The sequence below is a fragment of the Microbacterium fluvii genome, assembly GCF_025515205.1.
GTDB classification, from domain to species: domain Bacteria; phylum Actinomycetota; class Actinomycetes; order Actinomycetales; family Microbacteriaceae; genus Microbacterium; species Microbacterium fluvii.
Genome location: NZ_JAOPFX010000001.1, coordinates 1,135,555 through 1,158,675, shown reverse-complemented (window position 1 = coordinate 1,158,675; position 23,121 = coordinate 1,135,555). Strand labels below are relative to the sequence as shown.

Here is a 23,121-nt window from a genome sequence, read left to right as displayed (position 1 = left end):
TCAAGTCTATCAGAGGCGCGGTCGGCGACGGGATGCGGTCATTCGAGGGCCGCGGCATCCGCCCAGACCGCCGCGACCCTGTCCTCCCACGACGGCGCGGCGAACTCCAGCGGCTGCACGCCGGGGTCCGCGTCGCCCACCAGGCGCGCGTGCAGTTCGACGTCGAAGCGCGCATCCCCGTAGCGCAGCTTCTCGCGCTCGACGCCCTCGGCGCCGAACCCCGCGCGCACGGCGACCCGGCACGACGCCGGGTTGTCGACGCGGTGGCCGAGTTCGAGCCGGTGCAGGCCCTGCGCGAACGCCCATTCCGCCGCCGAGGCGAGGGCACGGGTGGCAAGACCCTGCCCGCGGGCGTCGAGGGCGAGCCAGTAGTGCGCCCACGCGGTGCCGTGACGGCGCTCGATGTGCGACAGGCCGATGCTGCCGACCGGCACGTCGTCGGCGGTGATCGCCCAGCCGCGGTGCGTGTCGGTCGTCGCGAGCTGCGTCGCGATCCACCGCTGCGCCTCATCCAGCGCCGCAGGCGCGTCGCCGCCGAACTGCCGATCGAGGTCAGGGGTCGTGCGCACGGCGCGCGCGAGCGCCTCGGCGTCGCGGTGCGCCCACGGGCGCAGCTCGAAAGTCGTCACAGCCCGATCACTCCCCCAGGATGCGGCGGATCTTCTCGACCCTCGCCTGCACCTCGCGCTCGGCCCCGAGCGCCTTGGGCTCGTAGTAGCGACGCCCTCGCAGCTCGTCGGGAAGATACTGCTGCGCGGCGACGCCGATCTCGCTGTCGTGCGGATAGACGTAGCCCTTGCCGTGGCCGAGGCGCTTGGCGCCCGGGTAGTGCGCGTCGCGCAGGTGCACCGGCACGCGGCCGAAGCCGCCGGCACGAACGTCGGCGATCGCCTTGTCGATCGCGAGGTAGGCGGCGTTGGACTTCGCGGTGGTGGCGAGATACGCGGTGGCCTCGGCGAGCGGGATGCGGCCCTCCGGCATGCCGATGAACTGCACGGCGTCGGCGGCGGCCACCGCGATCTGCAGCGCCTGAGGATCTGCCAGCCCGATGTCTTCGGCGGCCGAGATGATCAGGCGCCGCGCGATGAACCGAGGGTCTTCGCCCGCTTCGACCATGCGCGCCAGATAGTGCATCGCCGCGTCGACATCGGAGCCGCGGATCGACTTGATGAACGCGCTGATGACGTCGTAGTGCTCGTCGCCCTGCCGGTCGTAGCGCAGCAGTGCGCGGTCGACGGCCTGCGCGACGTGCTCGGCGGTGACCTCTGGCACCTCGGCGCGTGCCTGCTCGGCGTCGTCGGCATCGGCATCCGCGTCGGCCGTCGCCCCGGTCTCGGCGACGGATGCGGCCGCCTCCAGCGCCGTCAGTGCGCGCCGCGCGTCGCCCGACGACAGCCGCACGAGCGCCTCTCGGGCCTCGGGCAGCAGCGCCACGGCGCCGGCGAGCCCTCGGGCATCTTCGACCGCGCGGTCGACGAGCATGCCGAGGTCGTCGTCGGTGAGCGGGCGCAGGGTGAGCAGCAGCGAGCGGGAGAGCAGCGGCGAGATCACCGAGAACGAGGGGTTCTCGGTGGTCGCGGCGATCAGCACGACCCAGCCGTTCTCGACGCCGGGGAGCAGGGCGTCCTGCTGGGCCTTGGTGAAGCGGTGGATCTCATCGAGGAAGAGGATCGTCGACGCGCCGTAGAGGTCGCGCTGAGTGAGGGCCTCCTGCATCACCTCGCGCACGTCGCGCACGCCCGCCGTCACCGCCGACAGCTCGACGAAGCGCCGCCCCGACGATCGTGCGATCGCCTGGGCGAGGGTCGTCTTGCCGGTGCCAGGCGGGCCCCACAGGATCACCGAACTCGCCGAGCGCGCCGACGCCTCGGGATCGGCGAGGGTCACCAGCGCCGAGCCGCGCCGCAGCAGGTGCGACTGGCCGGCGACCTCGTCGAGCGAGGTGGGCCGCATCCGCACCGCGAGCGGCGTCTGCCCCTGGAACAGCGCGGTGGGTGAGCTCACCGGTCCAGGCTAATCGGCCCGGCCGACACCGCGGCTTTTTGAGACGCATCGGCGCGGTGCGTAGGATCGTGCGTCGAACGCAGAGGAGGGGCCCGTGGCCGCAGTGGGTAAGGATCGCGCCGCGCGCGAGGCACGCGAGCGCGCCCGGCTGTATCAGGCTCGGCAGCAGCTCCATGAGGCGCAGGAGCACCGGCGCACCCGCGACAACGTCATGGCGGCCGTCATCGGCGCCGTGCTGATCGTCGCGATCCTCGGCGCGCAGTGGGCGTACTTCTCGGTGGGCCCCGGCCAGCCCGTTCCCACCCCGTCGGCCACGAGCACTCCCGCACCGACCGACAGCGCGACGCCCGAGCCCACGGCCAGCGACGCCGCCACACCGACGGCGACCCCGTAACGCGCCGCACGCCCGTGTCGCCGCGCGCCCGCCGTACTAGGCTGGGGCGCGTCCATCCCCCACAGGCGGCGTGAGCCGCGATGAGGTGCATCCCGTGACTGCCGCAGCAGATTCGACTCCCGAAAACCCCGCCGACGAGGCCGCAGACGCCGCCGTCCCCGAGACCGCCGCCGCTCCGGCGCCGGAAGAGGCGATCGCCTCCGACGACCCGTCGGCCGACGAGCCCGCCGCCGACGGCGCAGAGCCGGCCGCCGCGCAGTCGGAAGAGCCGGTGGCCGCCGAAGAGCCCGCCGCGGCCGAAGAGCCCGCAGCCGAGACGGCAGAGCCCGAGACGGCGGAACCCGCTCCCGCCGCCCCGCGTCCGACCCCGGTTCCGCGCCCGTCCGCACTGCCGCGCCCGGTGCCGTCTGCGCCGAAGAAGCCTGCTGCTCCCGCCGCGCCGGTCGCCGATGACGCCGAGCCGTGGGGTCGTGTCACCGACGACGGCACCGTGTCGGTGCGTGAGGGCGACCAGTGGCGCGAGGTGGGGCAATACCCCGACGGCACGCCCGCCGAGGCCCTCGCCTACTTCGAGCGCAAGTACGCCGACCTCGCCGCCGAGGTCGTGCTGCTCGAGCAGCGCCACCGCGGTGGCGGCGCATCGGCCGCCGACCTGCGTGCCACGGCGATCGCCGTGCGCGAGAAGGTGTCGGGCGCCGCGGCGGTGGGCAACCTCGCCGCGCTCGAGGCGCGGCTCACGGTGCTCACCGACGAGCTGGCCACGGCATCCGCTTCCGAGGCCGCCGCGGCGCGAGAGGCCGTCGACGAGGCGATCCGCGAGCGCACCGTGCTCGTCGAGCAGGCCGAAGCGCTCGCGGCCCGCGACCCGCGCAGTGTGCAGTGGAAGCAGGCCTCAGCCGAGCTGACGGCGCTGTTCGACAGCTGGCAGAACCACCAGCAGAACGGTCCGCGGCTTCCCAAGGGCATCGCGCAGCAGCTGTGGAAGCGGTTCCGCGACGCCCGCTCGATCGTCGACAAGCACCGTCGCGAGTTCTACGCCGAGCTCGACGAGACCCACCGCTCCGCTCGCGACGCCAAGGCGCGTCTCGTGGAGCGCGCAGAAGCGCTCGCGCCCAAGGGCGAGGACGGCATCGGCGACTACCGCACGCTGCTCGACCAGTGGAAGACCGCAGGCCGCGCCGGCAAGAAGGCCGACGACGCCCTGTGGGCGCGGTTCAAGGCCGCCGGCGACGCCCTGTACGGTGCGCGCAGCGACCGCGAGGCCGCGGATGCTGCCGCCTCGGTCGAGAAGATCGACGCCAAGAAGCAGCTGCTCGACGAGGCGAAGGCCGTCGCAGACGAGCGGGAGCTCGCGAAGGCACGCACGCTTCTGACCGGCATCCAGCGCCGTTGGGACGAGATCGGCCGCATCTTCCCGCGTGATCGGGAGCGAGCCCTCGACGACGAGCTGCGCAAGGTCGAGCAGGCCCTCCGCCAGCGCGAAGACGTCGACTGGAAGCGCAACAACCCTGAGACCAAGGCGCGGGCGAACGACATGACGCGCCAGCTCACGGACGCGATCGACAAGCTCGAGGCCGAGCTGGCCGCCGCCGAGAAGTCGGGCGACAAGGCCGCTGCCGCGAAGGCGAAAGAGGCGCTCGCCGCACGCAAGACCTGGCTGACGGCACTCGGCGGCTGACCCGCGGCGCGCCGGCGCGCGGCGGCATCCGCTCCTCCCCCGCCGCGCGGCGGCGCGGAGCTGTCCACAGACTGCGGACGGAGCAGGCACGGCGCGCGCGCTCGGGGCACACTCGCGGTATGCCCTCGCCGTTCCTCTTCTTCGCAGGCGCCCGCCTCTCCGAGGCTGAGCTGACCGCGGCGTGCCTCGACGGGCACGTCGTCGAACTCGGCGAGGCCTACCTTCCGGCCGATGCGGTCGAGACCCCGGCGCTGCGTGCGCGATCGCTGGAGGCGCTGCTGGGCGACACGCTCGCGGCGACCCATCTGAGCGCCGCCTGGATCCACGGCGCGCTGCCGGAGCCGCCGGGTCGGCACACCGTGCAGCGGGCCGTCGACCGGCGGCTGCACCACGTCGTGGGGCGCCGATTCGTCTACCGCGATCTGCGTGTCGACGAGCGCGATCTGATGGTCGTGGGCGGCGTGCGGGTGACCACGCCCGAACGCACACTGGCCGACCTCGCCCGCATGCCCGACGACGAGCATCGCGCGGCGGCCGAGCTGCTCGCGGCGACAGCACCGGCGCTGATCGAACGCACCCTGGCGTGGCTCGACGAACGCGGTCCGCTGCCGCACCGCGGCGCGGCCATGCGGCTGCTCAAGGCGATTCAGGAAGACGTGACGCGGTAGACGTCGTAGACGGCGTCGATGCGGCGCACCGCGTTGAGCACCCGATCGAGGTGCACGATGTCGCCCATCTCGAAGACGTAGCGGCTCAGCGCCAGCCGGTCGTTGTTGGTCTGCACCGACGCCGAGAGGATGTTGACGTGATGCTCGCTGAGCACGCGCGTGATGTCGCTCAACAGGCCAGAGCGGTCGAGCGCCTCCACCTGGATCTGCACGAGGAACACGCTCTTGGTCGTCGGCGCCCACTCGACCGGGATGAGCCGCTCGGGGTCCTGCATGAGCGACTTGACGTTCGTGCAATCGGCACGGTGCACCGAGACGCCGCTCCCCCTCGTGACGAACCCGACGATCTGATCGCCAGGCACCGGAGTGCAGCACTTGGCGAGCTTGACGAGGATGTCGGGAGCTCCCCGCACGAGCACACCCGAGTCGCCGTTGCGGGGCTGACGGGATCGACCCACATGCGGAAGATCGATGACGCCCGTCGAGGTGTCCTCCTCGGCGCGCACGAGCGCCGTGACCTTCTCGATCACCGACTGCGTCGAGACGTGCCCCTCGCCGACGGCGGCGTAGAGGGCCGACACGTCTTCGTAGCGCAGCTGATGGGCGACCTCGGCGAAGGAGTCCTGGCTCATGAGGCGCTGCAGCGGCAGGTTCTGCCGGCGCATCGCGCGGGCGATCGCCTCCTTGCCCTGCTCGACCGCCTCTTCTCGGCGCTCCTTCGTGAACCAGCCGCGGATCTTGTTGCGCGCCCGCGTGCTCCTGACGAATCCGAGCCAGTCCTGGCTGGGGCCCGCGTCGGGGTTCTTCGAGGTGAACACCTCGACGACGTCGCCGCTGGACAGCTCCGTCTCCAGCGGCACGAGCCGCCCGTTGACCTTGGCGCCCATCGTGCGGTGCCCGATCTCGGTGTGCACGGCGTAGGCGAAGTCGACGGGAGTGGCGCCCTTGGGCAGGCCGATCACACGCCCCTTGGGCGTGAAGACGTAGACCTCCTTGGCGCCGATCTCGAACCGCAGCGAATCGAGGAACTCGCCGGGGTCGGCGGTCTCGGCCTGCCAGTCCGAGATGTGCGCGAGCCACGCCATGTCGGTGTCGGTCGACTTGCCGCTCTTGCCGCCGTTGACCTGCTCCTTGTACTTCCAGTGCGCAGCGACGCCGTACTCCGCCTGCTGGTGCATCTCGTTCGTGCGGATCTGGATCTCGACGGTGCGGCCGCCGGGCCCGATGACGGTCGTATGCAGCGACTGGTACAGGTTGAACTTCGGGGTGGCGATGTAGTCCTTGAAGCGACCGGGCAGCGGCGTCCAGCGCGCGTGGATGGCCCCGAGCACGGCGTAGCAGTCGCGCACACTCGAGACGAGCACGCGGATGCCGATGAGGTCGTAGATGTCGTCGAACTCGCGGCCGCGCACCACCATCTTCTGGTACACCGAATACAGCTGCTTGGGCCGGCCCATCACTCGGCCGCGGATGCGCAGCTCTCTCAGGTCGGCTTCGACCGCCTCGATGACGTTGTGCACGTACTGCTCGCGCTGGGGAGTGCGCTGCTTGACCAGGTCTTCGATCTCGGCGTAGAGCTTCGGGTGCAGCACGGCGAACGAGAGGTCTTCCAGCTCGCTCTTGACCGTCTGGATGCCGAGGCGGTGGGCCAGCGGAGCGTAGATCTCGAGAGTCTCGGTCGCCTTTTTGGCCGCCTTCTCGGGCGGCACGAAGCCCCACGTGCGGGCGTTGTGCAGTCGGTCGGCGAGCTTGATGATGAGCACCCGGATGTCTTTCGACATCGCGACGATCATCTTGCGCACCGTCTCGGCCTGCGCGCTCTCGCCGTACTTGACCTTATCGAGCTTGGTCACCCCGTCGACCAGCAGCGCGACCTCGTCGCCGAACTCGGCGGTCAGCTCGTCGAGGCCGTAGCCGGTGTCTTCGACGGTGTCGTGCAGCAGTGCGGCCGCGATCGCCTTGGGACCGAGCCCGAGGTCGGCGAGGATCTGGGCGACCGCCAGCGGGTGGGTGATGTAGGGCTCGCCGCTCTGGCGCTGCTGCCCCGTGTGCGCCTTGGCCGCGACCTCGTAGGCGCGCTCGATGATCGAGAGGTCGCCTCGAGGGTGGTGCGTGCGCACCGTGCGCAGCAGCTGCTCGACGTCGTCACGCCGGGCCGACCGCGAGAAGATGCGCGGAACGAGCCGACGCAGCGAGGAGGACTGGGCGGACGGGACGGTCTCAGCCATCCGAATCCTCCCCTCCGCTGAACGGCTCAATCCTACGCCCGGCCTCGGATGCCCGGATTCACGCAGGGATGCCGGCGCGCGTGCGTGCGGCGAGCACCCGCTCGTCCCTCTTGCGCAGCTCCGGCTCGCTCTGGCGGAAGAGCGAGTACAGCGGCGCGGCGACGAAGAGCGTCGAGTAGGCGGCCACGATGATGCCCACGAACATCGACAGCGAGATGTCGCTGAGCGTCTCGGCTCCGAGCCAGAACGCGCCGATGAACAGGATGGCACCCACCGGCAGGATCGCCACGACGGTCGTGTTGATCGAGCGGATGAGGGTCTGGTTCACCGCGAGGTTGACCGACTCGCCGAACGTGCGTCCGGAGACCTCTCCGTCTTCGCTTGTGTTCTCGCGGATCTTGTCGAAGACGACCGTCGTGTCGTAGAGCGAATAGGCGAGGATCGTCAGGAACCCGATCACCGCCGCCGGCGAGATCTCGAACCCGGCCAGGGCGTAGATGCCGATCGTGATGATCAGCACGTCCACGACGCCGATGATCGCCGCGGCCGACATCTTCCATGTGCGGAAGTAGAGGGCGAGGATCAGGAAGGTCAGCGCCAGGAAGATCACCAGACCCCACAGCGACTGCCTGGTCACGTCGGCGCCCCAGCTGGGTCCGATGAACGAGGCCGTCACCTCGCTCGTGGGCACGTCGTACGCCTCGGCGAGGGCGGCGGTCACCGCCTGCGTCTCGTCGGGGGTCATCTGGTCGGTCTGCACCCGCACGGCCGTGTCGCCGACGGTGGTGACCTTGGTGGTCGCATCGGGGACGACGCTGTGCACAGCATCCGTCGCGACAGACTGATCCGGGCTCGACAGACCCGAGACGGTGAACTGCGAGCCGCCGGTGAACTCGATCGAGAACTGCACCGGCCGCACGAGCGGCACGAGCACCGAGCCGATCACCAGCAGTGCCGCGATGAGGAACCAGACATTGCGCCTGCCGACGAACGGGAAAGAGGTCTTGCCCGTGTACAGGTCGTTGCCGAGTTGATTCATGGAGCGCATCAGTCGTCTCCCTCCGTCGCCTTGCCGGGTCTGTTCTGCGCCGACATCTCCGCCTGCTTGCGCTCGGCGATGGTCTGGCGTCGCTCCGCCTCGCCGCGCGACCGGGAGGCGCGGCGCTCGGCCTGCGTCTTGCCGGCGGTGGCGGCTGCCGGCGCGCGGAACTGCGCCCGGCCGCGGTAGACGGCGCCGAGCGCCGTCGGGTCGAGACCCGAGAGCGGATGCCCCGACCCGAAGAACCGGGTGCGGGCCAGCAGCTGCATGACCGGGTGGGTGAACATGATGAAGATCAGGATGTCGATCGCCGTGGTCAGGCCGAGCGTGAACGCGAAGCCCTTGACGGTCGCGTCGGCGAGGATGTAGAGCACCACCGCGGCGAGGATGTTGATCGACTTCGAGATGTAGATCGTGCGCTTGGCGCGCCCCCACCCGTCTTCGACGGCGCCCGTGATCGACTTGCCGTCTCGGAGCTCGTCGCGGATGCGCTCGAAGTAGACGATGAACGAGTCGGCGGTGAAGCCGATCGTCACGATCAGACCCGCGACGCCGGCCAGCGACAGGCGGAAGCCCAGGCGCCAGGCCAGGATGCAGATCGTGATGTAGGTGAGCACCGCCATCACCACGAGCGACGCGATGATCACGAAGCCGAGGGCGCGGTAGGTGATCAGCGAGTAGACCGCGACCAGCGCGAGGCCGATGAGGCCGGCGATGAGGCCGATCTGCAGCTGCTGCGAGCCGAGCGTCGCCGAGATGGTGTCGGAGCTGACGACCTCGAAGCTCAGCGGCAGGGCGCCGTACTTGAGCTGGTCGGCGAGGGTCTGTGCGGTGTCCTGCGTGAACGAGCCCGAGATGCTCGGGTTGCCGCCGAGGATCACGGCGTTCATCGAGGGCGCCGAGAGCACCGAGCCGTCGAGCACGAACGCGAACTGGTTCAGCGGCTCCTCGGCACCGTAGAGGCGCTGGCTGATCTCGCCGAAGGTGGTGGTGCCCGCCTCGTCGAACTTGAGGTTGACCGTCCACTGGCCGTTGGTCTGGTCCAGGCCCGCGCTCGCATCGGTGATCGAGGTGCCGTCGAGTTCGACCGGACCGAGGATGTACTTGACGCTCCCCGTCGCGTCGCACGTGATCAGCGGCTCGTCTTCGGGGGCGCTGGCCGGGTCGTTGGCGGGATCGGTGCAGTCGTATGCGAGGTACTCGGCGTACAGCGCGTCGGTGATCCACGCGGGGTCGCTGCCGTTGCTCGGCGAGGCGGTCGGCGTCGAGTTCAGCGAAGGGTCTGGCGTCGGGTAGGGCGTCGCCGTGCCGTCTTCACCGACGTAGGTGTTGGCCGGGGCCCCCGTGTAGAGCACGGCGCGCAGCTGCAGCTGGGCCGAGGCCTCGATGCGCTCACGCGTGGCCTCGTCGGCCTCGCCGGGGATCTGCACGACGATGTTCTTGCCGCCCTCGGTCGTGACATCGGCCTCGCCGACGCCGGAGGCGTCGACGCGCTGGCGGATGATCGTCACGGCCTGGTCGAGCTGCTCTGCCGACGGCGCCGCGCCGTCGGCGGTCTGCGCCTCCAGCACGATCTGGGTGCCGCCCTGCAGGTCGAGCGCGAGTTCAGGGGTCCACGAGCTCTTGCCGAACACGTACACGCCGAGCGCGTTGATGCCGAACAGAACGGCCGTGATCACCAGGAGCGTGGTCAGCGCGCGCCAGGCGTGCCGGACAGGGGTGGATGTCGCCACGTGCGGTCAGCTTTCTCGGGTGCCCGAACGGGCGGGTCGGGTCAGGCCTGGGGCTTGGTGTCGGTGTCGGGCTTGCCCTCGTCGGCGAGGCGCGCGGCCGTCTCGTCGAGGGTCTCCACGTGCGGCTCGGCGGGCAGCTCGTCGTGCGAGCCGTCGGCTTCGACCGTCTCGTCTTCGCTGGGCGTCACGACGCGCAGGATCGCCTGGCTGTGCACCTTGATCTCGACGCCGGGGGCGATCTCGACAACGGCCGGCTGATCGAGGTTCTCGGGGTCGAACGACACGATCGTTCCGTAGAGGCCGCCCTGCAGCAGCACCTCCGCGCCGGGGACGGTCTGGGCGGCCTTCTCCTCCTGCTCGAGCTTCTGCTTCTGCATGCGGCGGCGCGAGCTCCAGAACATGAAGACGAGCAGGACGACGAGGAGGGCTGGCAGGAGCCAATCAGCCATGAGGGGGAAGACCTTTCGGGGAGGTTGGCGCACACGCGACAGCGCGCCGTGAGCCTTCAGCGATTATAGGTCATCGAATCTCAGCACCGAGTCCGCGTGCGGCACACCCAGGTGCGCATAGGCCTCGGGAGTCGCGACCCGGCCTCGAGGGGTGCGCCCCATGAAGCCGATCCGCACGAGGTAGGGCTCGACGACCGACTCGATCGTCTCGGCCTCCTCACCCACCGCGACCGAGAGGGTGCTCAGTCCCACCGGCCCCCCGCGGAAGCGGCGCACGAGCGCCTCGAGCACGGCGCGGTCGAGGCGATCGAGGCCGATGCGGTCGACGTCGTAGAGGTCGAGCGCCGCGTCCACGGCGGCGGTGCTCGCGGCACCGTCGGCGTGCACGATCAGATAGTCGCGCACCCGCCGCAGCAGCCGGTTGGCGATGCGGGGGGTTCCGCGGGAGCGGCGCGCGATCTCGGCGCGCGCCGCGGGGGGAAGCTCGACCCCCAGCATCCGCGCCGATCGCTCCAGCACGTGCTCGAGCTCTTCGGCCTCGTAGTACTCCAGGTGCGCGGTGAACCCGAACCGGTCGCGCAGCGGGTTGGGCAGCAGACCGGAACGGGTCGTCGCGCCCACCAGGGTGAAGGGGGCGAGATCGAGGGGGATGCTGGTGGCGCCGGCGCCCTTGCCGACCATGATGTCGATGCGGAAGTCCTCCATGGCCAGGTACAGCATCTCTTCGGCCGAGCGCGCCATGCGGTGCACCTCGTCGATGAAGAGCACTTCGCCGGGGGTCAGGCTCGACAGCAGCGCCGCGAGGTCGCCGGCGTGCTGGATCGCGGGGCCGCTCGACAGCCGCAGCGGCCTGCCGCTCTCGTGGGCGACGATCATCGCGAGGGTCGTCTTGCCGAGGCCAGGGGGGCCGGACAGCAGGATGTGGTCGGCGGGACGCTGCTGGATGCGGGCGGCCTCGAGCAGCAGCTGCAGTTGGCCTCGCACCTTCTGCTGGCCGACGAACTCCGACAGCGACGCGGGGCGCAGCGCACCCTCGATGGCGAGTTCGGTCTCGTCGACGGGCGTGTCGGCGTCTCTCAGCTCATCCACGCCCTGCCCCCTGTCGCGCAGGTCCCAGTGCCGCCAGCGTCAGCCGGAGCAGCGCGGGCACCGAACTGCGGTCTGCCTCGCTCGCCCCTTCCGCGACCGCCGCGACGGATTCGGCGGCGGTGCGCTCCGACCAGCCGAGCCCCACGAGCGCCTGGGCGACCTGGTCGACGACTCCGATCGGTGCCGCCGGGGTCCCCGGCGCGGTCGCGACAGACGGCGCGAGCTTGCCGGCCAGCTGCACGACGATGAGCTTCGCCGTCTTCGGGCCGATGCCCGACACCCGGCGGAACGGCGCGTCGTCGTCGCTCGTGACGGCGTCGGCGATCTGCGGCACGGTCAGCGTCGAGAGCACTCCGAGCGCCGACTTGGGTCCGACCCCGGTGACCGAGACCAGCTGGGTGAACACGACGAGCTCTTCCCTCGTCTCGAAGCCGAACAGCGAGAGCGCGTCTTCGCGCACGACGAGATTCGTGTGCAGGTGCAGCTCGGTGCCTGTGTGCGTCGCCCTGGCCAGGGGTGCGGGAACGGCCACCGAGAACCCCACACCGCCCACCTCGACGATCACGGAGTCGGCGTCGACGTGCAGCACCCGGCCGCGCAGTGAAGAGATCATGCCCCGAGCCTACGTTCCGATTCGGAGGTTTGTTCGAGCGACACGCGCGCCGCCCCGCCGTCGCCGGCGCGGGTCACCGGCGCGCGAGACGCTCGGCATCCGCCCACGCGCGCTGCGCGGGGGTGAGTGCGCTCGACGATGCCGCGGCGGGGGCGCCGCCCCGCCACGCATGGCACAGGGCCAGTGCGAGCGCGTCGGCGGCGTCGGCGGGCTGGGGCAGCTCGTCGAGTCGCAGCACGCGGGCGACCATCGTCTGCACCTGCCGCTTGTCGGCCTGGCCGTAGCCCGTGATGGCGGCCTTGACCTCGGTGGGCGTGTGCGTCGCGGCCGGAAGGCCCCGCTCGCCGGCGACCAGCAGCGCGATGCCGCTGGCCTGCGCCGTGCCCATGACGCTCTCGCGATTGTGCTGGGCGAACACGCGCTCCACCGCGATCACGGCGGGTCCGTGCTCGTCGACGACAGCGCGGATGCCGGCGGCGATGGCCGCCAGTCGCTGCTCGATCGGCATGCCGGGGTCGGAGCGCACCACGCCCACGTGCACAAGCGACGCCGAGCGGTCGGCCGCGACATCCACGACGCCGACGCCGCACCGGGTCAACCCCGGGTCGACGCCCAGCACGCGCAGGGTTCCGGTGCGGCGGGAGATCACTCCCCCACGCTAGGCGCGGGTTCCGACGTCGGGGCCCAGGCGCGCGGCACTGACCGGGCTCGCGTCACTCGTCGTTCTCGAGCTCGGCCTGCACCTCGGCGGTCAGGTCGAAGTTGCTGAAGACGTTCTGCACGTCGTCGCTGTCTTCGAGGGCGTCGATGAGGCGGAACACCTTGCGCGCCGTGTCGGCGTCGACTTCGACCTTGAGGTTGGGCACGAACTCCACGTCGGCCGATTCGTAGTCGATGCCGGCCTCCTGCAGGGCCGTGCGCACCGTCACGAGATCGGACGCCTCGGTGATGACCTCGAAGCCCTGCGCGTGCGGCTCGATCTCTTCTGCGCCGGCTTCGAGCACGGCGAGCATGACGTCGTCTTCGCTGGTGCCCTCGCCGCCGACGACGATGACGCCCTTGCGGGTGAAGTTGTAGGCGACCGACCCGGGGTCGGCCAGCGTCCCGCCGTTGCGGGTGAGGGCCGTGCGCACCTCGGCGGCCGCGCGGTTCTTGTTGTCGGTCAGACACTCGATCATGAGGGCCACGCCGTTGGGGCCGTAGCCCTCGTACATGATCGAGGAGTACTCGACCGACTCGCCGCCGATGCCGGCGCCGCGCTTGATCGCGCGGTCGATGTTGTCCTTGGGAACCGAGGTCTTCTTCGCCTTCAGCACCGCGTCGAACAGGGTCGGGTTGCCCTGCAGGTCGGCGCCGCCGAGCTTGGCGGCGACCTCGATGTTCTTGATGAGCTTGGCCCACGACTTGGCACGGCGCGCGTCGATGACGGCCTTCTTGTGCTTGGTCGTCGCCCATTTGGAGTGTCCGGACATGGGATCGATTCTAGGCGACCGGATGCCGCGACCGCCGTGCACCGCGGCGCCCCTTGTATCAGCGTCCGCCCTCGGCGACACTTCACAGACATGGACGAGCGGGCACGCGCGCTCGAGGCCGCCCACCGCGCCGCCGTGGAGTTCCTGGCAGGACTCGACAACCGCCCGGTGTGGCCGCGAGCTGATCTCGAGACCATGGTCGACGCGTTCGGGGGCGCCCTGCCTGCGCGCGGCGCCGACGCCGAGCAGGTGGTGGCCGACCTCGCCGAGCGGGCGGGGCCGGGGCTCGTCGGCATTCCCGGCGGCCGCTTCTTCGGCTTCGTCATCGGCGGCACCCTCCCCGCGGCGCTCGCTGCGGACTGGCTCGTGTCGGCCTGGGACCAGAACGCGGGCTCGAGCACCATGACCACCGCCGCCGTCGCGATGGAGCGGGTCGCCGGCGCCTGGATCTGCGACCTGCTGGGGCTGCCGGCCACCGCCTCGGTGGGCTTCGTCACAGGTGCGCAGATGTCGAACTGGGTGTGCCTGTCGGTCGCCCAGCACGCCGTGCTGCGCCGCGCGGGCTGGGATCTCACCCGCAGCGGTCTGCGCGGGGCGCCGACGACCAGGGTGATCGTCGGCGCGCACCGCCACGGCTCGATCGACCGCGCCCTGCGCTTCGCGGGCGTCGGTCTCGACGAGCTCGTGGTCGTCGACGCCGACGACCAGGGGCGGATGCTGCCGGCATCGCTCGCGGAGGCGCTGGCAGCCGCATCCGACGCGCCGACCATCGTCTGCCTGCAGGCGGGCGAAGTGCACACGGGGGCATTCGATCCGCTCGCGGAGCTGGTGCCGATGGCGAAGGCGCACGGGGCATGGGTGCACGTCGACGGCGCCTTCGGCCTGTGGGCGGGAGCCTCCCCCGCACTCGCGCACCTGACCTCCGGCCTCGACGGCGCCGATTCGTGGACGACCGATGCGCACAAGACGCTCAACGTGCCCTACGACTGCGGCATCGCCGTCGTGCGCGATCCCGCCGATTCGATCGCGATGTTCCGCGCCGGCGGCGACTACCTCGTGTACTCGAGCCTCGATCCGTGGGATGTCACCCCCGAGCTGTCGCGGCGCGCCCGCGGCGTGCCGGTGTGGGCGGCGCTGCGCGCGCTCGGCCGTGTCGGCGTCGCCGCGCTCGTCGACCGCCTCGTCGAGAACGCGCGGCGATTGGAGGCGGGGCTTCGCGCCGTGCCGGGCGTCGAGATCGTCAACGACGTCGTCTACACCCAGGTGATGTTCCGCCTCGACGACGACGAACGCACCCGCGCGCTCGGGGCCGCGATCCTCGCCGACGGCACCGCGGCTCTCACCGGCGCCGAGTGGCGAGGGCGCGCCGTGCTGCGGTGCTCGATGTCGTCGTGGGCGACGACGCCGCACGACGTCGACCTCACGGTGGCCGCGATCGCGCGGCTGGCCGCCGCCTGAGCGTCAGGCCGCGCGCACGTTCTGCAGGAACAGCTCGTGGAACCGCGTCTCGCCCGAGACCTCGGGGTGGAACGCGGTGCCCAGGAGCGCCCCCTGCGCCACGGCCACCACTCCCCCGTCGGACAGCGCGGCGAGTGCCGTCGCCCGCGGTCCGACCTCGGTGACCAGCGGCGCGCGGATGAACGCGGCGTGCACCGGCGGCCCGTCGAAACCCGCGACCGCCAGCTCGGTCTCGAACGAGTCGACCTGGCTGCCGAAGGCGTTGCGGGCGACGGTCACATCGAGCCCGCCGAGGGTCTCCTGGCCGTCGATCGCGCCCGTGATGCGGTCGGCGAGGAGGATCAGCCCCGCGCAGGTGCCGTACACCGGCAGACCTGAGGCGATCGCCTGGCGCAGGGGCCCCTGCATCCCGAACGCGCGCGCGAGCTTGTCGATGACGCTCGATTCGCCGCCGGGGATGACGAGTCCCTGCACGGCGGCGAGCTCGTCGGGCCGCCGCACGAGCGAGACCTCGGCACCCAGCCCCGTGAGCACGCGGGCATGCTCGCGCACGTCGCCCTGCAGGGCGAACACTCCGACGCGAGGGTGAGTGATCACCAGCCGCGCTCGGCCAGGCGGTGCGGCGCCGGAAGGTCGCTGACGTTGATGCCGACCATGGCCTCTCCCAGGCCCCGCGACACGTCGGCGATGACCTTCGCGTCGTCGTAGAAGGTCGTCGCCTTCACGATCGCCGCGGCGCGCTCGGCCGGGTTGCCGCTCTTGAAGATGCCCGAGCCCACGAACACGCCGTCGGCGCCCAGCTGCATCATCATGGCCGCATCCGCCGGCGTCGCGACGCCGCCCGCGACGAAGAGCACGACCGGCAGCGTGCCGGTCTCGGCGATCTCTGCGACCAGCTCGTAGGGCGCCTGCAGCTCTTTCGCCGCGACGTACAGCTCGTCCTTCGACAGCGACGTCAGCGCGGCGATCTCGCCCTTGATCTTGCGGATGTGCTTCATCGCCTCCGACACGTCGCCCGTGCCGGCCTCGCCCTTGGAGCGGATCATCGCCGCGCCCTCGTTGATGCGCCGCAGCGCCTCGCCGAGGTTGGTCGCACCGCACACGAACGGCACGGTGAAGCCCCACTTGTCGATGTGGTTGACGTAGTCGGCGGGCGAGAGCACCTCGGACTCGTCGATGTAGTCGACGCCGAGCTCCTGCAGCACCTGCGCCTCGACGAAGTGGCCGATGCGGGCCTTGGCCATCACCGGGATCGAGACGGCCTCGATGATCCCGTCGATCATGTCGGGGTCGCTCATCCGCGACACTCCGCCCTGCGCGCGGATGTCGGCGGGCACCCGCTCGAGCGCCATGACGGCCACAGCGCCGGCGTCTTCGGCGATCTTGGCCTGGTCGGCGGTGACGACGTCCATGATGACGCCGCCCTTGAGCATCTCGGCGAGACCCCGCTTGACGCGGGAAGAACCGGTGGTGGATGCGGACACGATGACTCCTCGGAAATGACTCGGGATTGGCCTAGGCCAAAAGATAGCATGGCCCACGACGTAGGCTGAGCGGGGTGAGGACACATGACGACGGATGCTGACACCACCGCGCCGATCGCGGGCTCCACGGCGACCGAGATCGCCGACAGCGTGCGGGAGCTGATCGAGCGCGGCGACCTGCGCCCCGGCGAGGCCGTGCCACCGGTGCGCAGCCTCGCCGACCGGCTCGGCGTGAACCGCAACACCGTCGTCGCCGCCTACCGCCACCTCGCCCAGGCGGGGCTCGTCGTCAGCCGCGGCCGCGGCGGCACCAGGGTCGCGGGGCTCGCCCCCGTCGCGCAGGAGGGGTTCGCTGCCGGCACCGTGCTGCGCGACATCGGCACCGGCAACCCCGACCCCGACCTCATCCCCGACCCCTCCGCTGCGCTCGCGGGCATGGCGGGCCGCCCCGTGCTCTACGGCGAGCCGGTGATCGACCGCGACCTCGAGAACTGGGCGACGGCCTGGATGCGCGAGGCCGTCGGCGACCGCCCGATGCGCCTGACCATCACCAGCGGCGCCTCCGACGCGATCGAGCGACTGCTGGCCCAGACCCTCACTCGCGACGACGCCGTCGCCCTCGAAGACCCGTGCTTCCTGTCCAGCATGAACACCGTGCGCCTGGGCGGCTACCGCCCGGTGCCGGTGCCGGTCGACGCCGAGGGCATGACCGTCGATGGGCTCCGCGCGGCGCTCGAGGCGGGAGCCCGCGCGGTCGTGTGCACGCCGCGCGCACAGAACCCCACAGGGGCGAGCCTCAGCGCCGAGCGCGCGCAGGCGCTGCGCGATGTGCTGGCGCAGCATCCGTTCGTGATGGTGATCGAAGACGACCACTTCTCGATGCTCTCGTCGCAGCCCTACCACTCGCTCATCGGCCCCGACCACCGCCGCTGGGCGCTCGTGCGCTCGGTGTCGAAGTTCCTCGGTCCCGACATGTGCCTCGCGGTCACCGCGAGCGACCCCGACACGGCGCAGCGCCTCGCGATGCGCCTGAGCCCCGGCACCACGTGGGTGAGCCATCTGCTGCAGCGCCTCGCACACGCGCTGCTGACCGACCGCTCCGTGGCAGCGGGCGTCCGCTCGGCCGCGGCGCATTACGCGGCGCGCAACACGGCCTTCGCCCAGCGCCTGGTCGCCCACGGCATCGAGGCGACCGCCGTCGACGGGCTCAACCTCTGGGTCGGTCTGCCGGTGCCGGCGCGCGCGGTGACCGAGCAGCTCATGCGCCGCGGCTGGCTCGCACGCTCCGGCGACGAATTCGTGCTCGCCGACGAGGCCGCGGCATCGCGCCTGCGGCTGACGGTGCACGATCTCACCGACGAGGACGCGGAGCGCCTCGCCGTCGACCTGGCCGCCGCGGTCGGCGCTGCGGCGCCGCGCGAGGTGGGATGATCGAGCGGTGAAGATCCTCTCGATCCAGTCGGCCGTCGCCTACGGCCACGTCGGCAACTCGGCCGCGGTGTTCCCGCTGCAGCGCATCGGCGTGGAGGTGCTGCCGGTCTACACGGTGAACTTCTCCAACCACACCGGCTACGGCGCGTGGCGGGGGCCGCTCATCTCGCCCGACGACGTGCGCGAGGTCATCACGGGCATCGAGGAGCGCGGCGTGCTCGGCGAGATCGACGTCGTGCTCAGCGGCTACCAGGGCTCCGAGGGCATCGGCGACGTGATCCTCGACGCCGTCGCCCGCGTCAAGGCCGCCAACCCCTCGGCCGTCTACTCGTGCGACCCGGTCATGGGCAACGCGAAGAGCGGATGCTTCGTGGCACCGGCCATCCCGATCCTGCTCCGAGAGCGGGTCGTGCCGCATGCCGACATCATCACGCCGAACCAGTTCGAGCTGGGCTTTCTCACCGAGACCGAGCCTTCGGATCTCGAATCCACCCTCGCCTCGGCCGACGCCGCCCGCGCGATGGGGCCGTCGACGGTGCTCGTCACCTCGGTCGAGCGGCCCGACCGCCCCGAGGGCACGATCGAGATGCTCGCCGTCACGGGCGACGGCGCCTGGATCGTGCAGACCCCGCACATCCCGATGAAGGCCAACGGCTCCGGCGACGTGACCGCCGCCCTCTTCACGGCGCACTACCGCGCGAACGGGGATGCCGCATCCGCTCTCGCCAAGACGGTCTCGAGCGTCTACGACCTGCTGCAGACCACCTACGACTCGGGGCAGCGCGAGCTGCAGCTCGTCGAGTCGCAGGAGTTCTACGCACACCCCCGCCTGCAGTTCGAGGTCACCCGCGTGCGCTGACCCGCCCCTTGCCCCGGCGAGATCTCCTGATCTCGCTGATACAGGTCGCTCTCGCACGGATCGACCTGTGCCGGCGAGATCTCCTGATCTGGCGAAGTCGGGCCGGCGGCCAGGCCGACGGCCGTGCCCGCGCTCAGGCCTGCGGCCAGGCCGAGGCGACGGCCTCGCGCACCTCGCCGAGCAGCTGCGGCAGGGCCTTGGTGCGGGCGATGATCGGGAAGAAGTTCGCGTCGGCCGCCCACCGCGGCACGATGTGCTGGTGCAGGTGCTCGTCGACGCCGGCTCCGGCGACGGCGCCCTGGTTCATGCCGATGTTGAAGCCGTCGCAGCGCGAGACGCTGCGCAGCACCCGCATGCCGACCTGGGTGAGCTCGCCGATCTCGGCGACCTCTTCGGCCGTGGCCTGGTCGTAGGTCGCGATGTGGCGGTAGGGGCACACGAGCAGGTGCCCCGAGTTGTAGGGGAAGAGGTTCAGCAGCACGTACGCCGTGCGCCCGCGGTGCACGATCAGGCCATCGGCGTCGGCCTTCTCCGGTGCGGCGCAGAACGGGCACCCGTCACCGCGGTGCACGTCGGCCCCGGCATTGATGTAGGCCATGCGGTGCGGCGTCCACAGGCGCTGGAACGCGTCGGGGACGCCGGGAAGGGATGCTGCCGCCTCGAGCCCGTCGACGGGCTCCGCGGCGGGGCCGGTGGCGGCAGCATCCGCTGTCATGCCAGATCCTCCGCCGTGTCGACGAGCTTCTTGCCGTCGATCGCGCGCCGGATGAGGGCGATCGCCTCGTCGACGGGCACCCCGTTGGTCTGCGTGCCGTCGCGGAAGCGGAACGACACCGTGCCGCCGGCGCTGTCCTGCGCGCCCGCGATGAGCTGCAGCGGCACCTTGTGCGTCGTGTGCGTGCGGATCTTCTTCTGCATGCGGTCGTCGGAGTGGTCGACTTCGGCGCGCACGCCGGCTGCCCGCAGCTTCGCGATGATCTCGTCGAGGTAGGGCGCGAAGTCGTCGGCGACCGGGATGCCGACCACCTGCACGGGCGCCAGCCACACCGGGAAGGCGCCGGCGTAGTGCTCGAGCAGGATCGCGAAGAACCGCTCGATCGAGCCGAAGAGGGCGCGGTGGATCATCACCGGGCGGTGCTTCTCGCCATCCGGGCCGGTGTACTCGAGCTCGAAGCGCTCGGGCTGGTTGAAGTCGAGCTGGATCGTCGACATCTGCCACGTGCGGCCGATCGCGTCACGCGCCTGCACCGAGATCTTCGGGCCGTAGAACGCCGCCCCGCCCGGGTCGGGCACGAGCTCGAGGCCCGACGCCTCGGCGACCTCGCGCAGGGTCTCGGTCGCCTCCGCCCAGAGGCGGTCGTCGCCGATGAACTTGGGGTTGCCCTCCTCCTTCGTCGACAGCTCGAGGTAGAAGTCGTTCAGGCCGTAGTCGCGCAGGGTCTGCAGCACGAACTCGAGGCTGTGCTCGAGCTCGCCCTTGACCTGATCGGCGGTGACGTAGATGTGGGTGTCGTCCTGCGTCATGCCTCGGACGCGCGTGAGGCCCGACAGCGTGCCGCTCTTCTCGTAGCGGTACACCGACCCGAACTCGCTCAGACGCAGCGGCAGCTCGCGGTAGCTGCGCCCCCGCGAGCGGAAGATCAGGTTGTGGAACGGGCAGTTCATGGGCTTGAGGTAGTACTCCTGGCCCTTGCGCGTGACGTTGCCCTCTGCGTCCACGATCTCGTCGAGCTGCATCGGGGGGTACATGCCCTCGGCGTACCACTGCAGGTGACCGCTGGTCATGAAGAGGTCTGCCTTGGTGATGTGCGGGGTGTTCACCACCTCGTAGCCGTTCGCCAGCAGCCGCTCGCGCATGTAGCGCTCGATCTCGTAGCGGATGATGCCGCCCTTGGGGTGGAAGACCGACAGCCCAGGCCCGATCTCCTCGGGGAACGAGAAGAGGTCGAGCTCGACGCCCAGCTTGCGGTGGTCGCGGCGCGCGGCCTCGGCGAGGCGCTCCTGATAGGCGCGCAGCTCGTCCTTCGTGGGCCACGCGGTGCCGTAGATGCGCTGCAGCTGCGGGTTCTTCTCGCTGCCGCGCCAATAGGCGGCGGCGACGCGGGTGAGGTCCCAGCCGTTGCCGACCATGCGGGTGCCAGGCACGTGCGGGCCGCGGCAGAGGTCTTTCCACGCCGTCTCGCCGTCGCGGGTCACGTTGTCATAGATCGTGAGCTCGCCGGCCCCGATCTCGGCCGAGGCGCCCTCTGCGGCATCCGCCCCCGAACCGGGTCCGCCGGCCAGGTCGATCAGTTCGAGCTTGAACGGCTCGTGGGCGAGCTCGGCGCGCGCCTCGTCGGCCGTGACGACCCGGCGCACGAACCGCTGGCCCTCGCGGACGATGCGCTCCATCTCCTTCTTGATCGCCTTGAGGTCTTCAGGGGTGAAGGGCTCGTCGACGCCGAAGTCGTAATAGAACCCGTTCTCGATGGGCGGGCCGATGCCGAGGTTCGACTGCGGGCGGATGCGCTGCACGGCCTGCGCGAGCACGTGCGCCGTGGAGTGGCGCAGGATGCTGAGGCCGTCGGCGCTGTCGACGGTGACCGGCTCGACGGCGTCGGCCTCGGTCACCACCGTCGAGAGGTCTTTCAGCTCGCCGTTCACGCGCAGCGCGACGACGGAGCGATCGGGGAACAGGGCGAAACCGTCGGCGGGGTACGACACGTCCGACGGGAGATCGACGTCAGTCAAGGGAATCTCCAGAGGTGGCTCGGAATCAAGGCTATCGCTCAGCTTCGGGCGCCCATGCGCCCCGCCCGCTCAGGCCTGACGCGTTCGCGCGCCGGCGAGCCGTGCGGCCCCGACGGTCGCCGCCGGGGTGCGGGTCGATCGGTCGGGTTCCATCCCGCCAGTCTATCGTCGCGTGCCAAGGGCTCCGGGCTCGCGACCCCCACAATGGGTGGGTGCGAACGGCGATCTCGGGTGCGGTGCTGCTGGCGCTCGGCGCGATCGCCGTCGCCTTCGGCGTGCTGAGCCTCGACGAGGTCGGCGCGATCGCAGAGCGGGTGTGGCCCGTGCTGCTGTTCGTGGTCGCGATCACGGTCGTCGCCGAGCTCGCGGCGACCGCGGGCGTGTTCGACGTGGCGGCGGCGTGGCTGGCGCGCGTCGCGCGCGGACGGACCTGGATGCTGTGGGCCCTCGTCGTGCTTCTGGCGATCCTCGCGACGGCCTTCCTGTCGCTGGACACCACGGCGGTGCTGCTGACCCCCGTGGTCGTCGCCGTCGCACGGGCCAACGGCCTGCCGCCGCTGCCGTTCGCCTTCGCGACGGTGTGGCTGGCCAACACCGGATCGCTCTTCCTCCCGGTCTCGAACCTCACCAACCTCCTCGCCGAGCACCGCCTCGACCTCGGGCACCCGCTCGGATTCCTGGTGCTGCTGGGGCCGTCGGCCCTCGTCGCCGTGCTCGTCACCGTCGCGGTGCTCGTGGTCGTCTTCTGGCGACGACTGCGCGGACGCTACACGCCGGGGCCGGCGCCCGGGGTGGCCGATCGCGGGCAGCTGGTCGCCGCATCCGTCGTCGTGATCGCGCTGATGCCGCTGTTGGTCAGCGGTCTGCCGCCGTGGCTGCCCTCGGTGGTGGCCGCCCTCGTGCTGGTGGGCGTGTTCGCGTCGCGCTCGCCCCAGGCCCTGCACATCTCTCTCGTACCGTGGCAGCTCGTGGTGTTCGCCTCCGGACTGTTCCTGGCCGTCGGGGTGCTCGAGGCGTGGGGGTCTGGAGCGCTCACCGCGGCAGCCGCGGGCGGTGGCGACGACCTCATCGCGCTGTGGCGCCTGTCCGGGCTCGGGATGCTGTCGGCCAACGCCGCCAACAACCTCCCCGCCTACCTGGCGCTGGAGTCAGCAGCCGGCGACTCCCCCGCGCGCCTGGCCGCCCTGCTGATCGGCGTCAACGCAGGGCCCCTCATCACACCGTGGGCGTCGCTGGCGACGCTGCTGTGGCACGAGCGACTGCGCGCCGTGGGCGTCGAGGTGCCCTGGCGGCGCTACGTGGTGCTGGGCCTCGTGACGGCGCCGATCGTGGTCGCCCTCGCGGTGCTGCCCCTCGCCGCCTGACGCCGGCCGCAGCGCGCGGATCGACTGTTGCGCGCTCGGTATTCAGTGTTACTATCTACCGGTAGTCAGTGACAGTGAGTAGCCAGGAGGCGACACCGATGGGCAAGCAGGCGACCGAGATGCTCAAGGGCGTTCTCGAGGGCATCGTGCTCGCGATCCTGGCCCGCCGGCCCGCCTACGGCTACGAGATCACGGCATGGCTGCGCGAGCGCGGCTTCGCCGACATCGCCGAGGGCACCGTGTACGCGCTGCTCGTGCGGGTCGAGCAGCGCGGCCTCGTCGACGTCGAGAAGGTGCCCTCCGAGAAGGGACCGCCGCGCAAGGTCTACACCCTCAACGCGCAGGGGCGCGACTACCTCGATGAGTTCTGGAGGACGTGGAGCTTCCTCGCAGACCGATTGGAAGAGCTTCACGGGAAAGGCGAGTGA

22 protein-coding genes are annotated in these 23,121 nt (G+C 71.0%); 8 read left to right on the top strand and 14 right to left on the bottom strand.

Annotation, left to right across the window (positions count from 1 at the left end):
* Positions 1–38: 38 nt before the first annotated feature.
* Both OAW74_RS05335 and OAW74_RS05330 read right to left on the bottom strand, forming a co-directional pair.
* Entirely contained in the window at positions 39–629 is a 591-nt protein-coding gene (locus tag OAW74_RS05335; protein WP_262873281.1) for a GNAT family N-acetyltransferase, read from the bottom strand.
* A 7-nt stretch (positions 630–636) separates the two neighbouring features.
* Entirely contained in the window at positions 637–1,953 is a 1,317-nt protein-coding gene (locus OAW74_RS05330) for a replication-associated recombination protein A (RefSeq protein WP_378733662.1), read from the bottom strand.
* A 145-nt stretch (positions 1,954–2,098) separates the two neighbouring features.
* Between OAW74_RS05330 and OAW74_RS05325 the strand changes: the two genes are divergently transcribed.
* The 3 genes from OAW74_RS05325 to OAW74_RS05315 all read left to right on the top strand — a co-directional run bounded on the left by OAW74_RS05325 (position 2,099) and on the right by OAW74_RS05315 (position 4,744).
* Complete coding sequence (locus OAW74_RS05325) at positions 2,099–2,398, top strand: dioxygenase (RefSeq protein ID WP_262873279.1); 300 nt, start codon at positions 2,099–2,101, stop codon at positions 2,396–2,398.
* Positions 2,399–2,492: 94 nt separating this feature from the next.
* Entirely contained in the window at positions 2,493–4,076 is a 1,584-nt protein-coding gene (locus OAW74_RS05320; protein ID WP_262873278.1) for a DUF349 domain-containing protein, read from the top strand.
* Between the two features lie 119 nt (positions 4,077–4,195).
* A complete protein-coding gene (locus OAW74_RS05315) occupies positions 4,196–4,744 on the top strand; it encodes a type IV toxin-antitoxin system AbiEi family antitoxin (RefSeq protein WP_262873277.1) in 549 nt (182 codons plus the stop codon).
* On the opposite strand, the gene OAW74_RS05310 is transcribed toward OAW74_RS05315, so the two are convergent.
* The 8 genes from OAW74_RS05310 to OAW74_RS05275 all read right to left on the bottom strand — a co-directional run bounded on the left by OAW74_RS05310 (position 4,723) and on the right by OAW74_RS05275 (position 13,367).
* The gene (locus OAW74_RS05310) at positions 4,723–6,972 is read right to left on the bottom strand and encodes a RelA/SpoT family protein (RefSeq protein WP_262873276.1); all 2,250 of its coding nucleotides are present in this window, start codon (positions 6,970–6,972) and stop codon (positions 4,723–4,725) included. The genes OAW74_RS05315 and OAW74_RS05310 overlap by 22 nt on opposite strands.
* A gap of 58 nt (positions 6,973–7,030) precedes the next feature.
* Positions 7,031–8,020, bottom strand: a complete 990-nt coding sequence (gene secF / locus OAW74_RS05305; protein ID WP_262873275.1) for a protein translocase subunit SecF — start codon at positions 8,018–8,020, stop codon at positions 7,031–7,033.
* Positions 8,020–9,744 (bottom strand): protein translocase subunit SecD, encoded by a 1,725-nt coding sequence (gene secD, locus OAW74_RS05300; RefSeq protein ID WP_262873274.1) that lies wholly within the window; start codon positions 9,742–9,744, stop codon positions 8,020–8,022. The genes secF and secD overlap by 1 nt, the downstream gene beginning before the upstream one ends.
* A gap of 41 nt (positions 9,745–9,785) precedes the next feature.
* A complete protein-coding gene (locus OAW74_RS05295; RefSeq protein ID WP_262873273.1) occupies positions 9,786–10,193 on the bottom strand; it encodes a preprotein translocase subunit YajC in 408 nt (135 codons plus the stop codon).
* A 63-nt stretch (positions 10,194–10,256) separates the two neighbouring features.
* The gene (ruvB, locus tag OAW74_RS05290) at positions 10,257–11,282 is read right to left on the bottom strand and encodes a Holliday junction branch migration DNA helicase RuvB (protein WP_262873272.1); all 1,026 of its coding nucleotides are present in this window, start codon (positions 11,280–11,282) and stop codon (positions 10,257–10,259) included.
* Positions 11,275–11,895 carry a Holliday junction branch migration protein RuvA gene (gene ruvA / locus OAW74_RS05285; protein ID WP_262873271.1) on the bottom strand — a complete coding sequence of 207 codons (621 nt, stop codon included), beginning with the start codon at positions 11,893–11,895 and terminating at the stop codon, positions 11,275–11,277. Before ruvA ends, ruvB begins: the two co-directional genes overlap by 8 nt.
* A gap of 73 nt (positions 11,896–11,968) precedes the next feature.
* Entirely contained in the window at positions 11,969–12,544 is a 576-nt protein-coding gene (gene ruvC / locus OAW74_RS05280) for a crossover junction endodeoxyribonuclease RuvC (protein ID WP_262873270.1), read from the bottom strand.
* 64 nt (positions 12,545–12,608) lie between these two features.
* Entirely contained in the window at positions 12,609–13,367 is a 759-nt protein-coding gene (locus OAW74_RS05275) for a YebC/PmpR family DNA-binding transcriptional regulator (protein ID WP_262873269.1), read from the bottom strand.
* A gap of 90 nt (positions 13,368–13,457) precedes the next feature.
* Between OAW74_RS05275 and OAW74_RS05270 the strand changes: the two genes are divergently transcribed.
* Complete coding sequence (locus tag OAW74_RS05270; protein ID WP_262873268.1) at positions 13,458–14,825, top strand: pyridoxal phosphate-dependent decarboxylase family protein; 1,368 nt, start codon at positions 13,458–13,460, stop codon at positions 14,823–14,825.
* Between the two features lie 3 nt (positions 14,826–14,828).
* On the opposite strand, the gene pdxT is transcribed toward OAW74_RS05270, so the two are convergent.
* Positions 14,829–15,419, bottom strand: a complete 591-nt coding sequence (pdxT, locus tag OAW74_RS05265; RefSeq protein ID WP_378733660.1) for a pyridoxal 5'-phosphate synthase glutaminase subunit PdxT — start codon at positions 15,417–15,419, stop codon at positions 14,829–14,831.
* On the bottom strand, positions 15,419–16,309 hold the full coding sequence (pdxS, locus tag OAW74_RS05260) for a pyridoxal 5'-phosphate synthase lyase subunit PdxS (protein ID WP_262873267.1): 891 nt from the start codon (positions 16,307–16,309) through the stop codon (positions 15,419–15,421). Before pdxS ends, pdxT begins: the two co-directional genes overlap by 1 nt.
* 84 nt (positions 16,310–16,393) lie before the next feature.
* On the opposite strand from pdxS, the gene OAW74_RS05255 reads away from it, so the two are divergent.
* Positions 16,394–17,740, top strand: a complete 1,347-nt coding sequence (locus OAW74_RS05255; protein WP_262873266.1) for an aminotransferase class I/II-fold pyridoxal phosphate-dependent enzyme — start codon at positions 16,394–16,396, stop codon at positions 17,738–17,740.
* A 7-nt stretch (positions 17,741–17,747) separates the two neighbouring features.
* Positions 17,748–18,599 (top strand): pyridoxal kinase PdxY, encoded by an 852-nt coding sequence (gene pdxY, locus OAW74_RS05250; protein WP_262873265.1) that lies wholly within the window; start codon positions 17,748–17,750, stop codon positions 18,597–18,599.
* Between the two features lie 133 nt (positions 18,600–18,732).
* On the opposite strand, the gene OAW74_RS05245 is transcribed toward pdxY, so the two are convergent.
* Positions 18,733–19,314, bottom strand: coding sequence for an HIT family protein (locus OAW74_RS05245; protein ID WP_262873264.1), 582 nt, complete (start codon positions 19,312–19,314; stop codon positions 18,733–18,735).
* Positions 19,311–21,329, bottom strand: coding sequence for a threonine--tRNA ligase (gene thrS, locus OAW74_RS05240; RefSeq protein ID WP_262873263.1), 2,019 nt, complete (start codon positions 21,327–21,329; stop codon positions 19,311–19,313). The genes OAW74_RS05245 and thrS overlap by 4 nt, the downstream gene beginning before the upstream one ends.
* A gap of 212 nt (positions 21,330–21,541) precedes the next feature.
* Here thrS and OAW74_RS05235 point away from each other — a divergent pair, with 212 nt between their 5' ends.
* A complete protein-coding gene (locus OAW74_RS05235; RefSeq protein ID WP_262873262.1) occupies positions 21,542–22,693 on the top strand; it encodes an SLC13 family permease in 1,152 nt (383 codons plus the stop codon).
* 98 nt (positions 22,694–22,791) lie between these two features.
* Positions 22,792–23,121, top strand: coding sequence for a PadR family transcriptional regulator (locus tag OAW74_RS05230; RefSeq protein WP_262873923.1), 330 nt, complete (start codon positions 22,792–22,794; stop codon positions 23,119–23,121).